At 35.4% G+C, this 13,420-nt stretch carries 13 protein-coding genes; 9 read left to right on the top strand and 4 right to left on the bottom strand.

Annotated features, from left to right (window positions below; genetic code table 11):
- The first annotated feature begins 326 nt into the window (after positions 1-326).
- The 9 genes from STA7437_RS25240 (at position 327) to STA7437_RS24060 (ending at position 5,848) form a co-directional block, all read left to right on the top strand.
- On the top strand, positions 327-881 hold the full coding sequence (locus tag STA7437_RS25240; protein WP_216087191.1) for a hypothetical protein: 555 nt from the start codon (positions 327-329) through the stop codon (positions 879-881).
- 80 nt (positions 882-961) lie between these two features.
- Entirely contained in the window at positions 962-2,074 is a 1,113-nt protein-coding gene (locus STA7437_RS24090; protein WP_015195703.1) for an IS630 family transposase, read from the top strand.
- Positions 2,075-2,100: 26 nt separating this feature from the next.
- On the top strand, positions 2,101-2,667 hold the full coding sequence (locus tag STA7437_RS27280; protein ID WP_245562210.1) for an ATP-binding protein: 567 nt from the start codon (positions 2,101-2,103) through the stop codon (positions 2,665-2,667).
- Positions 2,657-2,989, top strand: coding sequence for a hypothetical protein (locus STA7437_RS27275; protein ID WP_245562208.1), 333 nt, complete (start codon positions 2,657-2,659; stop codon positions 2,987-2,989). Before STA7437_RS27280 ends, STA7437_RS27275 begins: the two co-directional genes overlap by 11 nt.
- Entirely contained in the window at positions 2,986-3,306 is a 321-nt protein-coding gene (locus STA7437_RS24080; protein ID WP_015195702.1) for a hypothetical protein, read from the top strand. The genes STA7437_RS27275 and STA7437_RS24080 overlap by 4 nt, the downstream gene beginning before the upstream one ends.
- A 53-nt stretch (positions 3,307-3,359) precedes the next feature.
- Entirely contained in the window at positions 3,360-3,761 is a 402-nt protein-coding gene (locus STA7437_RS24075; RefSeq protein WP_015195701.1) for a DUF6632 domain-containing protein, read from the top strand.
- 173 nt (positions 3,762-3,934) lie between these two features.
- The gene (locus tag STA7437_RS24070; protein WP_015195700.1) at positions 3,935-4,960 is read left to right on the top strand and encodes a metal-dependent hydrolase; all 1,026 of its coding nucleotides are present in this window, start codon (positions 3,935-3,937) and stop codon (positions 4,958-4,960) included.
- An 89-nt stretch (positions 4,961-5,049) separates the two neighbouring features.
- Complete coding sequence (locus tag STA7437_RS24065; RefSeq protein ID WP_015195699.1) at positions 5,050-5,271, top strand: Nif11-like leader peptide family natural product precursor; 222 nt, start codon at positions 5,050-5,052, stop codon at positions 5,269-5,271.
- Positions 5,272-5,455: 184 nt separating this feature from the next.
- A complete protein-coding gene (locus tag STA7437_RS24060) occupies positions 5,456-5,848 on the top strand; it encodes a hypothetical protein (RefSeq protein ID WP_015195698.1) in 393 nt (130 codons plus the stop codon).
- 175 nt (positions 5,849-6,023) lie between these two features.
- Here the strand turns inward: STA7437_RS24060 and STA7437_RS24055 are convergent, their stop codons facing one another.
- The 4 genes from STA7437_RS24055 to STA7437_RS24040 form a co-directional block, all read right to left on the bottom strand.
- A complete protein-coding gene (locus STA7437_RS24055) occupies positions 6,024-7,178 on the bottom strand; it encodes an IS4 family transposase (protein ID WP_015195697.1) in 1,155 nt (384 codons plus the stop codon).
- 515 nt (positions 7,179-7,693) lie between these two features.
- Positions 7,694-9,115 (bottom strand): hypothetical protein, encoded by a 1,422-nt coding sequence (locus STA7437_RS24050; RefSeq protein WP_015195696.1) that lies wholly within the window; start codon positions 9,113-9,115, stop codon positions 7,694-7,696.
- Positions 9,116-9,210: 95 nt separating this feature from the next.
- Positions 9,211-12,189: a hypothetical protein gene (locus STA7437_RS24045; RefSeq protein ID WP_015195695.1), complete on the bottom strand. Its 2,979-nt coding sequence runs from the start codon at positions 12,187-12,189 to the stop codon at positions 9,211-9,213.
- Between the two features lie 57 nt (positions 12,190-12,246).
- Complete coding sequence (locus tag STA7437_RS24040) at positions 12,247-13,416, bottom strand: hypothetical protein (protein WP_150109205.1); 1,170 nt, start codon at positions 13,414-13,416, stop codon at positions 12,247-12,249.
- Positions 13,417-13,420: the final 4 nt, after the last annotated feature.

Genomic DNA, 13,420 nt, shown 5'->3' with positions numbered 1-13,420 from the left:
AACTAGGTTTTAATCGTTTTATTTCTTATTAATTGAATTTGAAAGTTGAGCCTGACAAATTACCAAAAGAAAACAAACTTTAAATCATTTATAAGAGCTAGAAATTCGTTAATTAGTTATAGAAACTTATTAGCAGAAAAGAAAATTTTATCTTTCTACAAACATCTCCTCGAAGAAACTGTTGAAACAGATAAAGGACTCACCCCAAATTGCTTCGATAGCTAGGGATGACCCGACCGACAGAAAACCGAATCGGGTGATAGAGATCATAAAAATTTTTTCGCCCCTTCCATATTATGGACATGAGAAAAAAAAAGTTTTTTGCCATGACTGACCAGAATCGCCTTACTTTAGACCCGACTCGCCCAGAAACCCTGATGGAAAAATATGGCATAAAAAGAGATGCCTACTACGACCGTTTGAAGTTTTTGGGAATCAAACATCAGAAGGATTCAGAGCATCGCTGTTACCTTACAGATGAGCAAGTTAATTTAATGGACGAACTAGATTTATACATTAAGGAAAACGGAAAAATGGAAGGTTTTGCTAATAATAATTCTGAGAATAATTCAGGAGCGATGGTGAAATCTGAAGATACTGCCATCGAACAGTCTTCTGAAAATATCTATGTCGAACCAGAAAACCCTACCGATAATCTCGATGTCGGACAACTGATCCGCAAAGCAGCCCAACTCAAAGCACGAGAACTGGCAACTCCAGACCTGGTAGTTAGAGAACTAGCCAACCGTATGGAAGAAGACGATCTACCAGAAGACTTGAAAGAAAAAGTGTCAGCAGTGAGGGAAGCAGTCAACCCAAAGTGGACACCAGGGCAACTAGCCGACACCATTCTGGCTCAGTATCGCAGCAGTCGCAGTTAGAAGATCGGGTTGATGGTAAGCTGTTATGCATTTAAATTGGGTATAATAATGGGATTAAAGAAAAGCGATCGCGACTCAAGATGCCGGCGAAAAATTATCTAACATCAGAGCAACAGAAAAAACTGCAAAAAGCTCTAAAAAGAGAAGAAAAAGGAGACATTAGAGAGAGAATATTAATCTTATTATTGCTCAATAATGGAAAAACACAGTCAGAAATAGCTGAATTTATTGGATGCTCAAAAAACAAAGTATGTTATTGGTGTGTCCATGGTGACCCAGATAACCTAGAGAGTCTTAAAGATGAAAGAATGAAAGGTAATCATCAAAAAGCTACAAAAAAATATATAGAAATATTATTAGAAACAATAGAGAAAAATCCAGAAGAATTAGGATATGAATTTGGTCGATGGTCAGCACAAAGACTAGCTAAATATTTAGAAGAGATAACAGGAATCAAGTTAAGTGGTTCTCAAGTAAGGAGGATATTATCAAGAAAAAAGTACGGTTACCTTTGGGCAAAGTATAGCTTAGATTTTCAAAGAAATCCTCAAAAAAGAGAAGCGTTCAAAGAGAAACTGAAAGAGTATTTAAAAATCGAAAAGGAAAAGCCTGAACGTCTCCAGGTATGGTTTTGGGACGAGTCTGGATTTAGTTTAAGAGTAATTAGACGCAAGAATTGGTGTCTCAAAGGAAAGCGCAAAAAAGTGAGAGGAGACAGACGAAAAGGTCGAGTAAATGTGATGGGAGCGTTAAGATACTCAGACAAAAAAAGATTTGTGGATTTCTTAAACAAAAGCAATAGTAATAATTTCTATGAAGTTCTAAAAATATTTTATCAAGAGATAATTACTGAATGGATTGAAGCAGGAAATCAAAAGGAAGACTTTGCTGAGAAAGGAGCAAAAATAGTCATTATTCTTGATAATGCTAGTTTTCACAAAAAAGAAGAATGTATCAAAAAAATAGAAACAGAAATGCCTAATATACATTTAGAGTATTTGCCAGAATATAGCCCAGATTATAATCTAATTGAATTAGTGTGGCATTCAGCCAAAGAATATATTGCGGGTAGACTTTTTAAATCAATTGAAGAATTAGAACTCTTGTTACATCAACTTTTAAATGAAGGAGAATTAATTATTAAATGGGGACGAAAACTCAAAAACAAAGGTAATGCTATTATCACAGTTTAAATGCATAACAGCTTATTAGGTGTCAGGTGTCAGGTAAAACATACAAACCTAACAACTGTAGCCTAGAACCCGAAACCTTTTCAAAAGTCTGTAATGCGGTTCGGGCTGGTAATTCAATCTTGGTACTGGGTGAAGCTGGAACGGGTAAGAGTGATTTTGCCTTCTCTCTTCACTCCGAATTATCGGGAGAATTTCAAAGTGCGATCGCGACTTACAAGGGTTCTCTCAAAAAGTTCTTCATTGCCATTGCCATGCAGTTAGATGTTCCGACGACGGAAGCTCAATTTAACAAAAATGGCGAACCGACAGGGGAGAAGGATTTAACCGTCGATGCTCTCAAACAAGAGATTTTAGATAATAGTGGTGAAGATACTTTATTAATACTTCCCGAAGCTAAAAGACTCACTACTTCTATTCGTTATTGGTTGGAAGACATGATTTCTGCTGGTGCGAGGGTCGTCTGTTTTGCCGTCGCCAATCCAGGTCGCGATATCTATCTCGATATGTTGGAAATCGAACTGTCACTGCCAAGCGCGCTGCCTTCGGCAGATCCGCTTTGCGGATCGCATCATTCGGGAAGTGATGGAAGTTGAAGCACAAAGACAGGGATTAGAGATTAGTAAATCTCGTTTAGCCGAACTCCAACCGTTGGCTGGTAGAAATCCGATGTTAGCGAGGAAAATTATCAGAAATGAGAAATTGGGGCTGAAGCAGGATAGACCAGAACATACTCAGTATGTGGTAATTATGCCGATTATTATTGCCATGCTATTTAGTTTTGCCGTAGTGAGATTTATTGGGATGGGAACGGGTAATAAAGGATTGTATATGACTGGAGGAATTTGTTTGGTATCTGCGATGGCGTTGAAGCAGTTAGGGAATGTTCGAGGAGCTAGAAAAAGGTTGGGACAGTGATCGAAGGAATTTATGCAGACGAAGCCGATAAGTTACACCCCGAGCAGTGGGTGAATGTCTACGAGATCGATGTATGCGGTAGGGCAACTTATTATGATTCCTATCAGGTTAAAGAATTAGATTTAGATGACCCAGAAGAGTATGGATTAGAACCGACTGATGAGTATGGAAATTTGATGTCTTTGAAAGAGGCATTTGCGAGGGGAGATAGAAAAGTTGAAATGGAATGTTCGAGGGGCGAGGAAGAGGTTAGGAAAATGATGAGTAAAAATTTAATGGTCATGGGAAATAAAGGTTTGTATATTACAGACAGATAGGTATGAAAGTTATTGGAAACCAACTTGAAAAGTAGGGTAGGAGGTGGCTCTCGATGGATGAAAGTAATCGATACTTGCGAATCGCTCTTATTGCTGTCGGAATTGCTTTTCTTCTTATTTATCCTTTGATGAAGGTCTGGTCATCGGGCTGGTCATGGCAACCAGGTCAGTACGAATACGAACAAATGATCGTTGGCGTTTATGCGACGCTCGGTGTTTTTTTACTCTGGGCTTCTCGAAATCCATCAGCACATTTGAGTTTGATTTGGTTTACTGTCTGGTCGAGTGTCGTTCACGGGCTGATTATGTCAGTACAAGCAGTAATAGACCCTGCCGAACACGGACACCTAATTGGAGATATTCCAGCATTATTCTTGGTGGCAATCGTACTTGGTGTTCTTACATCACGTAAAACGGTGTCAAATAGGCGTAATGATTCTGAAGCAATCACCTAGTCCTCTAAGTATTACGAATTGCGCGGTCTCGCTACGCGAGTGCGAAGCATCGCTTTGTTGGGAAAATTTTGCTCACGATTATTTAAATAGCTTTCTCCAACAGTGATTCTTCTAGCTGACGATCGCCCGTACCCTAACCCAAACTGGTAAAGTAACTCTACTTCTTACCTTTAATGTTAGCCATTACCCATTGCGCGATCGCACTCTCTGGAACTTCCCTAATCCTTGGCACTGCTAACCCTCTACCCTTGGGTTTGGCTATCCTGGGTTCACAACTTCCCGACTTGGACACTACCACTTCAACCATCGGTAAAATCTGTTTTCCTGTAAGCTCTTGGATCGAAGACAGGTTTCCCCATCGCAGTATTACTCATTCATTACTAGCGACAGTTGGTATTGCTGCGGTTAGTCTCACAGTTAACTACTTCTTACATGGCAGTATCAAAACTGCTCTTGCCTTACCATTAGGTCATTTATTAAGTTGCTTCAGCGATACTTTTACCAAGCAGGGAGTACAGCTATTTTACCCAGAACCCGTTTGGGCGGTTAGCGTCTCAAATCCCAGAAGAAGACTCAAGACTGGTGGTGCTGGTGAATTATGGGTTTTAGGTATCGCGATCGCTATGTTCTGTTTTGGAATTTATCTGGCTAACGGTGGTGGGATAACTCAGAAATTATCTCAGAGTTTGGGTTTAAAAGATGGAATAGTAGAACTTTATAACAAGAATGCTAGCTCTCACAATGTTTATGCCGAGATTAAAGGAGTTTGGGCAACAGATAGAACTTCGGCGGATGGTAAGTATTTGATTCTGGGTACTGAAGGAAGTGAATTTATTGTTAGTGATAGTAAGGGAGTTTATAAGACTGGAGAACAGATTATTACAAGCAAAGTAAGTACAGAAATAGGAGAAGCTTCCAAGACTGAGGTAAGAAGTATTAATTTCAATGATGAAGAAGCCATTACCAAACTGACTCAATTACGTACCGCTTATCCTGGTGCAGACATTTACTTGAGTGGTGAACTGGCGATAGATTTTCCTGAAGATGTGAAAATATCAATCGAACCCAATCAAATGGTTACGGCGACTGTTGTGGGAAATAGTTTGAAGTTGAATTATTGTGGGTTGGATAGAGCGATCGCTTTATTGAAAGAGCAGTTTGCAGTTGGGACTGTAGAGGTTAAGATTTGGCGGTCATGAATATTCAGTCTCAGAGCATTTAAGATGGTATATAATAAGTTCGCTCGACAAGTTCGCAACACCTGCATAACGAGAATAGGAGTTTCAATATGGCTTTAGATCAACTTGAGGCATTTTTAAAGAAAATGCAGTCCGATCCTGCACTCAAAAATGAGGTGCTAGCTTCACCAACAGCAGATGATGTTGCACAAATAGCACTCAAGCTTGGTTTTGAATTTTCAGGTGATGAATTATTGAGAATGTCAGGTAAAAAAGTTGGCAGGGTTACTGTTAAAAAAAAGGATCTTCCTGGAGAGTACTGGGGGAATTGAGCAATCGCTATTTCTAAGACCAAAATTACGCTGTGCATAGCACGGGCGATCTCGCCTTCGGCGAGGCACTACGCGAGGGGTTCACTCCCTTCGGTCGCGATCTCTCTACCCGAACTCAGATTACACCCAAAACTTTACTTAATAGACTAAGACAGATAACAGAACACCAGTATTGTTATTTGTTATGAAATGGTTTGGTAATCTACTTCCCTATGCACTAGCGACAGCAGGAATTATCCTCGCTTCGACTCTCACCAACAAGGTAACTGGTACTTCACCAGCTTCTTCTCATGCTTATCCTCTTACAACATCGACATCTAATCAAACAGACACGGCTACTACTTCACCCAGACGATTGACCGTAACCGTTAAAGTAGCCGAACCGACAGACCTCAAAATAGCTGAAGGACAAACTATCAGAGAAGGTCAAATCATCTCAGATCGCATCTCTGAAAAAACTCGCCTAACCTCCCAACAAAAACAACTCCAGCTATCTCTAGACCGACTCAAAGGAGCAACCACTGACGGGGTGACAAGTAACCTGAAAAGTAGCCACAGTAAAGAACAAAGCCGATAATGAAAGAATAAAAAATCGAGACAAAAATTTAAAATGATAATCATTAATAGCCAGAATAACTGTCGAAAGCTCAATTGACTTTTTAGTCAACTCAAAAGACACTCGCGAAGCTGAATATCTTAATAAGATTTAGATTATGAAATAATAAATAACGAATAATAGTTGCAGTAAACAATCAACCCAGTTTTATCAAACTTATAGCTTTAATTCCTCTTTGATAATGCGGCATTTTCTGGCGATTCAAATTCATCATATCTCGAACAACATTAATTAAAAACTCCCAAGCAATAATCCATAATTCGCCATAAATACCTAGCCAAAAATTGCTATGTCGCCTGCTTGTTCGTCGTGCTTCAGTTAAACGAGCAATATATTTTTGATGTCCAGAATTTTTAATTGATTTACCTTTCAGAACTGAGGTAGTATAAGCTAAAGCAATTAATAAAATTAAGTTAGTAAGACGTTGAGTATTAGCTTGACTTCCTTCAAGATTATAGCCACCTGTTTTGCAGTCTTTAAACATTGCTTCAATTCCCATTCGACTGCGATAAAGTTTAATAACTTCTTGACAGTTATCTAAGTTAGTTAGCAAATACCAAGGCTCTGGTTCGACTTTTTTATTATATTTTCTTTTCCAATAACCAGCCAAGTTAAAATAACCGAATCCTTTATTTTTGGTAATATTAATGTTCTTGAGAAATAGCTGATGACCAGGTTTAATTCCTAAACTAGAAAGCTTTTGGTATTCTCTTTTGGGCTTTCTTAAGTTAGTTCCTTGTTTTTGTCGAAATATAAAATAGATTTTTTGAGGTGATTTTTGGGTTTTGAGCCAATAGGATAATTCTACACCATGAAACTCTCTGTCCCCCAAAATTACTAATTCATACTGTTTCAATAAACGTAAGACTGGTTTGATAATCGCCTGTTGTTCCGCTAAATTGCTGCTCCCTTTTTTATTTAACACTTGCCAATATATTGGCAAAGCTCGTTTTTTATAAATAACAGCTATCAGAAAAATATTATTATTCTTCCATTGTGTTCTATCTATTGTCAGAATTAATCGACTTCCCCAAAGGAATTCTTTTTCAATAATTAACTTAATGATAGGAAACCAAAATAAAGGTAAGCTTAAAGCCGATTGAGTTAGAAATCTTTGTATATGTTTACGACGACTTTCATAGCGGATTGGTAAAGGAAAACAAGCAGAAAGTCTTTCTATTTTGACAGTTTTTTGCACTGTGAGTAGCCAAATTAAAATCTTTAACGTTTGAATTTGAGAGGCTGTTAAACACAGTTTAATGTGGTCTGTATATAATGGTAATAATTTCATGATTATCGGTCTATTTTTAATTGCAAATGACCGATATTTTCTACCATACAATCACCCTTCCTAATCAATCTATTTGACTTGAACTAAAAATCAACTCAAAATACAATGATTATCATTCTTAACAAATAACTTGATTTTATTCACAACTTGAAGACGCTTATCCCTTCTTTAAGCAAGGGTTTGGGGTGCTTGTCACCCCGTAAGTGTAGAACATCAGGAGACTCGTTATGGTCCTTATACCCCTGTCGGCAGTCCCATCCCTCTCGATCGTTATCGTAGTTTTAAAAAGACCTTGACCCAAAAACGTGCCGACCGTATCGAAGCGTTAGCAAAACAATTAGTTTTACCTGGTTCAGTTACCCAGAAAGTGGAGCTCAGATCTTGCACTTCGTTGCACGAACCCTATATTTTCGCCCTCTACGGGGTCATTGTCTGTAATTACGCCATCTTTACCAAAGAACAGCCAATCCAAGAAATGATGATAGCTCTCAACGATATTAATATGAGTTAGTTCGTTATTCTGAACTTAAATCTTGAGGACGAGGTAATCTAAATGTCACTTTTTGTAATTTAGATGCTTGAGTTTTGTTATCATTCTTCATTTCTTCATTAATTAGTCTTTCCCTTTCGTTGATAAGCCAATCTCGTAGTTTTTGAGAATTACTATCTGAAGTAATCTGCCAATGAGCTTCTGAACTACTATTTCTTTTATCATTCTCTACCCAACCTAAATTAGTATTAATTTTATTGAGTAAGAGTAAGTAAGATGTTTTATTCTCTGATAATTGTAAGTCTTTTTTTTGGGAATTTGTATAGTTAATAGTCAAATTTTTAGAATCAATTTCATGAAGTAACTGTTCTATAAAATTTGAACCTTTGCCCAATATTGATAAGGTTAATATGTCTGTTTTATTCTTTTTTCTCTTTTTTTTTTGCTCAGAAACTTCTATCCCGGTTCCCAAAGCAATAATCAGACCATCAAGCGTAATCGCGAGTACTCCAGCAGCGATTGCTGGAGGTTCTAATTTTCTAATTTTATGATAGGGCTGTAACAAAATATAAATGCTATCTTCATCGATATATTTACCACGGAATTCCCTATAATCAGTACTTCTAGGATTTAAAACTCGTTCGTATTCTTGCGGTAGACAATCAAAATTTGGGTCTTCTGGAAGACAATCATTTGAAACTTTACTTAAAGCTCGAAGATCTGTCTCAAAAATTGCCTTTGGCGTTTTTCCTTCTATTTGATATTCAAACAAACTTTTAAGATTTTTAGCTACTGGTAAAAGTTTGTTGTAGCGGTTTTGAAGCTCTTCTTTTTCATTTTTTAGTTGCTTACATATACTGCCACATCCTGGTAAACCAGAAGCTCTATTGCCAGCAATTTCTTCTTCTATTCGTAATTCTTTCGTCTCAATTTCGCTTTTCAGATTACTAACTTTGCGCTCAATCGGAGTATAGACTTCAAAAACCAAGCTATCATGTGCAGTCGAAGCTCTTTCTAAGGCTTGCTGCTTTTGTCCTTCGCTAGTCAGAAATTCGTAGTAAGCAAAAAAGCTAGTATATATACTTAAAGTCGAGCCAACTAGGATAGTTAACCATCTCCGTTTAGGAGCATGATTGAGAATATAACGAGAAGTAGAAAGAAATAATAAAGTCTGAATTACACCCCCAACTGACCAAGCCAATGGCACAGGGAACATTTGTAATGCACCTTTGATGGTTGTATAGCCACTTCCAATATTTAATACTGTTAATAAAGCGAGAAGAGTGACATCTTTTTTGGGTTTTGTTTGTTCTGAGGAAGTAGAGACATTTGGTTGATCTTCACCACATTTATTACATTTTTGCCTTATATTGACCATCGTTTCTTTATGACCAGGTTGGCCATTTCTTCCTCCATAACATCTCCACTTTTTTGGTTTTTTATTCATAATATTACCGAAAATTTGATAATTTTATATCGATATATTTTAGTTTTATTATTTATTTTGTCATAATTTAATATTACTCTTATTAAATTATGACATTAGTTAAGATATTGCTGCTCTATCAGTTTGTCATTTATCAATTTTATCAATTTTAAATTGGCGCATTCGTAATTATAATTACGTAAGAAAATTCCAATTTTTTTATTCTGTTCTTGGTTGGTGATTGAAATAAAAAACAGCATTTCAATTAGTTTTTTATCATATTCATAAATAGGCTCTAACTCTAAATAACTAAACAATAAATCTAGTAAACTGTAACCACATACTTGTTTTTTAACCTTTGTAAGTATTTCTTTGATGTCGCGATTATCAAAATCAAATTTTTGACATAATTTAACTAAACTACTAATTTCATTAGGAGTAGAACAAAATTCGATTAAATCAATGGCAATTTTTTTTAGATGATCTTTGGCTAAATATTTATAAATATCCTGAAATAATTGAAATTTATCATTAAGATTATCTACCAAATCAAATTTATTTTTAGCTATGGAATAAAGAGCTTTTTGCTGTGTATCGTCAAGTGGTTGTAAAGTAATAATAAAATCAGAATAAATTTTTAAGTGCCACTTTAAAGAGAAAATATTTAAACGTTCAACATTAGATAAATACTTAAGAAATGATGGTTCAATTAATCTAATCCACAGTTCTCGATCTTCGATACTTATACTCTTTTCTTGAAAATATAGTTGACATAAATAATTCAGCAAAGTTGGAATGACATTTACTAGACGTTCTTTCTCTTGGGTAAAACGTTCTACTACTAAACAAGTCAATAATTTGTTCCATTGCCCCTCTTCGGTTCGTGTCAAATCTGAAATAGTTTCTAATTGAATATTATTCCAGGAATAACTATTAAAAAAATCCTCCTTGAAGCTTGAATCTGCTTTTAATAGTTTTAACCATTTGAGCAATGATTTTTTAAGAAAAGCATTTTTTAATAGGTCTTCAACTAATAAAATATTTTCCATTGGTATTACTTTTAAAAAAGTAATTAAAGCATCCCAGTTATTCCATTTTTCTGAAGCATTTTCTAATGACTTTAATCGTTTCTCTAATTCGGCATTATTATTTTTAAACCATTGATATGTTGTGGAGAAGAGCTTTATTTTACTTGGAAAAGATTTAAGCTCGATATTTGAATCCTTTTCTGTTGATATATCAAAAGTAATAGCTTTCTTGATAATATCAATTAGAATCTCATAGGTATTTTCAGGTGGAGGGGAAAAAACATCTAGGAAATTAGCATACATTAGATCAGTTTTCTCATAGTTCAGTTCCATTTCCTGAGCTATTGCAGGTAAATAATTAAAAGATTTAGTTTTATCTGCGGTAAAGTATTTTGTCCAATTTTTAATACTAAAAAATTTTTCCAATGTTTGCCTATAAAGATCGCTGTTGAAAAATTGCTCATCTGCATATGGCAGTTTAATAGCTAAATATTGATTGAATATACTTTTAATTGTTTTAGTACTAAGTTCTGGTTTCAAAGCCTTAGAAAGCAACTCAAATTTTTCTTTAGCTGAAGAAAATAATCTTTGATATCTATTAGATTTTTGTAGAAAATTAATGAGTGCATCAAACTCTACAACAGAGTCTTTCACGAGATAGCGATCGCGGATATCTTTAATACTTTCCTCACAGATATCAACCAAATGTTGATTGAGAACGCTATTTTCAAGTTCACTAGGAAATCTATTTAGTAATCCAATTTTGATTAAAGCCGATGGTAAACCTTCAATTTGTTTGACCTCTTCTAATTTTTGGTATGCTTGCTCTATTCCTACTTTCTGAATTACTAATAATATAAGTTCTACAGCAATCGGAAAACTTTCTCCATGCTCTTGGAAAAGCTTCAATAAAGCTTGCCAAAAGTCATCGGCATCTTTAAAATCATCGATGATTGGTTGCCAATAATCAGTATTGCTATGATTTTCATAAATTTCAGCAATGTAGTTACACCAAAGATCTATTTTATGTTTTTGTAGTTCTTGTATTTCTTGTGCTTCTTTGGGGTCTTCTGGTAATCCTGAAATAAAATAAATCAAGCTACTTGCTTGCTGAAGATCGTCTCTAGTAAAGTTTCTAACGCTAGAAAAAAGTGAATTCAAATGCTTGATAAAATGCTCAATAAATTCAGGACTATTGCAAACCTTTTTAACAAAATCATTTAGATATCGATGATTATAAATATCTGGATCGTGTTTTCCAACAACCTTTTTACGATCGCGATCTAACCAAATAAATTCTTCTGCAAGAGGATATGCTGGTTCTTGATCGGTTTTAATAATTATGTCTGCCCAAAGACATTGATTTTCTTCGACCGTTCCAATAGAGATCGCAATTTTAGTACGATAACTAGCTGGTAAGAGTAATAAAAGATTGCTGACCAAATCTATAGGGTCTGAAGCATTATTATCGATGGTGAGTATAATTTTTTGACCAGTAAGAATAGCACCTAAAGTTAACAGTAAAAATGATCGAGCTTGATTATCTATATCATCACTAAATTGTTTTATCTTATTAGCTCGATCTGCAGTAATTTCTGATGATGTTGGTTGGAAAATTTCAGATATTATTTGTTCCCAAAAACTTCCGTTTGCAGAATGCGGATAAATAGGCTGATTAAAATCAGCAAAATAAGGACTGGTTCGATCTAAAAAACGAAGCAAAAAATCTACGGGATTAGTTTCTAAAAGCTCTATATTTTCGGTCACTCTATCCGCCAAAATGTAATGATGTTGATAGAAATGACGAACATCACGATCTGCACTAGACAAAAGCTGTTGATTTTCGTCTTCAGCTAAAGCTGCTTTAACCAAAACTAATCGGTTTGCATCTAATTGAAAAATTCCAATCGCTTTACCATCTCCTACACCTTGAGGACCCCAGAAATGGTATTTTCTGAATAAAATATAAATAAATTCGGTATTATTTTCATAATCTGGAGTGCAAGCAATCAAGCGATAGCCAGAGTTTTTACCGCAAAATTTACCATGAATTAATTGACTATACATTGGCTATTAATTAAATTAATTCAAATATTTTTTCTAACTTTTGATTCGGAGAATAGTTTATTCTTTTTCATTCTCACCAGGAGTAGGAGTATTAGTATGAATTGATGGAAGCTTTGGTGGGTTCTTTAAAATTCCTTCTATAAACCACTCAATAGGTTCGACCACATTCATTGGCTCTAGTCTTACCCCTTTAAGAATCTGGGGTTTGGGTTTTTGGTTGCGATCTTTACGTTCTCTTCCACCAAAGCGATCGCTAGGATTAGAAACTTTATCTCCTTTGGGACTAAACACATCATCAGATTTTCTTTCTTGAGGATCGGGATTGGGTTTTTCTGGAATAATTACACCTGATTTCGATCTTCCGGATTTTTCATCGTAATAAGATCCTATTGCTGAAACAGCAAAAAATTGACAACGATGGAATTTGCTTGGTTTTTCATAATAGCCATCGTCAATTTGTCTTGCCAACTTACTCTTATCTACATAAAAATAATTATCAAACCAATTAATAATATCTTCAGTCTTAGGATCAAAATTCAAAACTTTACTGACTAGTTCAATCGAACTCATGCCCGAATTTTCGATATCTTCATGATCTGCTTTAGTGACAGCAAAAACAACATAAGATTCTAATTGTTCAAAACTATTGTTTTGTTTTCGATTGCTTACTTTAGAATCTAAATATTCTCGTCTTTCAAACATTTCTCTGAACAATTCTTCCAATAGCTGAAGTTGAGACTTTCCATTACTTGTTTTGTTACTATTTCTCCAGTAATCGAGCAAAAATAGAATGCCATCACAACTCAACAAGTAATCAATCAGAGTAACTTCTTCCCCATTCAGATTGATTCTCAACTCTTCTCTATATCTAATTTTATTTTCTCCTCCATAATATTCACCAGCTATATCAAAAAAGTCGATAACCGCTTGAACCTTTTTTCCTGTTTCTTGAAAGTTATCATTACTAATCCGATACTGACAAGTTTTTATCTGTTCGTCTGAAGTATTTGTCGCATTAGGGAGTTCTCTATTGTCTAGTTTTTCTATAGCTTGTTCCAAAAAATCTTTATAGTCACCACTAATACGAATTTTCCATCCCTCTTTTAGCAACATTCTATATAATTTTGCTAAATAAACAGTTTTTCCAGATTCCGATACGCCCCAAATACCTAGACGGATCGGTTCTGCATTAAAATCTCTGCGTTTAATCATGCGTAATATATTCACTAAA

Source organism: Stanieria cyanosphaera PCC 7437, from assembly GCF_000317575.1.
In the GTDB taxonomy this organism is placed as follows: domain Bacteria; phylum Cyanobacteriota; class Cyanobacteriia; order Cyanobacteriales; family Xenococcaceae; genus Stanieria; species Stanieria cyanosphaera.
Note: the sequence above shows the minus strand (reverse complement) of the source record. Positions and strands in the feature narration are given on the sequence as shown.

Excerpts from the sequence above, each read along its gene's own strand:
- STA7437_RS25240 (WP_216087191.1), top strand. The coding sequence starts at position 327 with ATGACTGACCAGAATCGCCTTACTTTAGACCCGACTCGCCCAGAAACC.
- STA7437_RS24090 (WP_015195703.1), top strand. The coding sequence starts at position 962 with ATGCCGGCGAAAAATTATCTAACATCAGAGCAACAGAAAAAACTGCAA.
- STA7437_RS27275 (WP_245562208.1), top strand. The coding sequence starts at position 2,657 with ATGGAAGTTGAAGCACAAAGACAGGGATTAGAGATTAGTAAATCTCGT.
- STA7437_RS24075 (WP_015195701.1), top strand. The coding sequence starts at position 3,360 with ATGGATGAAAGTAATCGATACTTGCGAATCGCTCTTATTGCTGTCGGA.
- STA7437_RS24070 (WP_015195700.1), top strand. The coding sequence starts at position 3,935 with ATGTTAGCCATTACCCATTGCGCGATCGCACTCTCTGGAACTTCCCTA.
- STA7437_RS24065 (WP_015195699.1), top strand. The coding sequence starts at position 5,050 with ATGGCTTTAGATCAACTTGAGGCATTTTTAAAGAAAATGCAGTCCGAT.
- STA7437_RS24060 (WP_015195698.1), top strand. The coding sequence starts at position 5,456 with ATGAAATGGTTTGGTAATCTACTTCCCTATGCACTAGCGACAGCAGGA.
- STA7437_RS24055 (WP_015195697.1), bottom strand. The coding sequence starts at position 7,178 with ATGAAATTATTACCATTATATACAGACCACATTAAACTGTGTTTAACA.
- STA7437_RS24050 (WP_015195696.1), bottom strand. The coding sequence starts at position 9,115 with ATGAATAAAAAACCAAAAAAGTGGAGATGTTATGGAGGAAGAAATGGC.
- STA7437_RS24045 (WP_015195695.1), bottom strand. The coding sequence starts at position 12,189 with ATGTATAGTCAATTAATTCATGGTAAATTTTGCGGTAAAAACTCTGGC.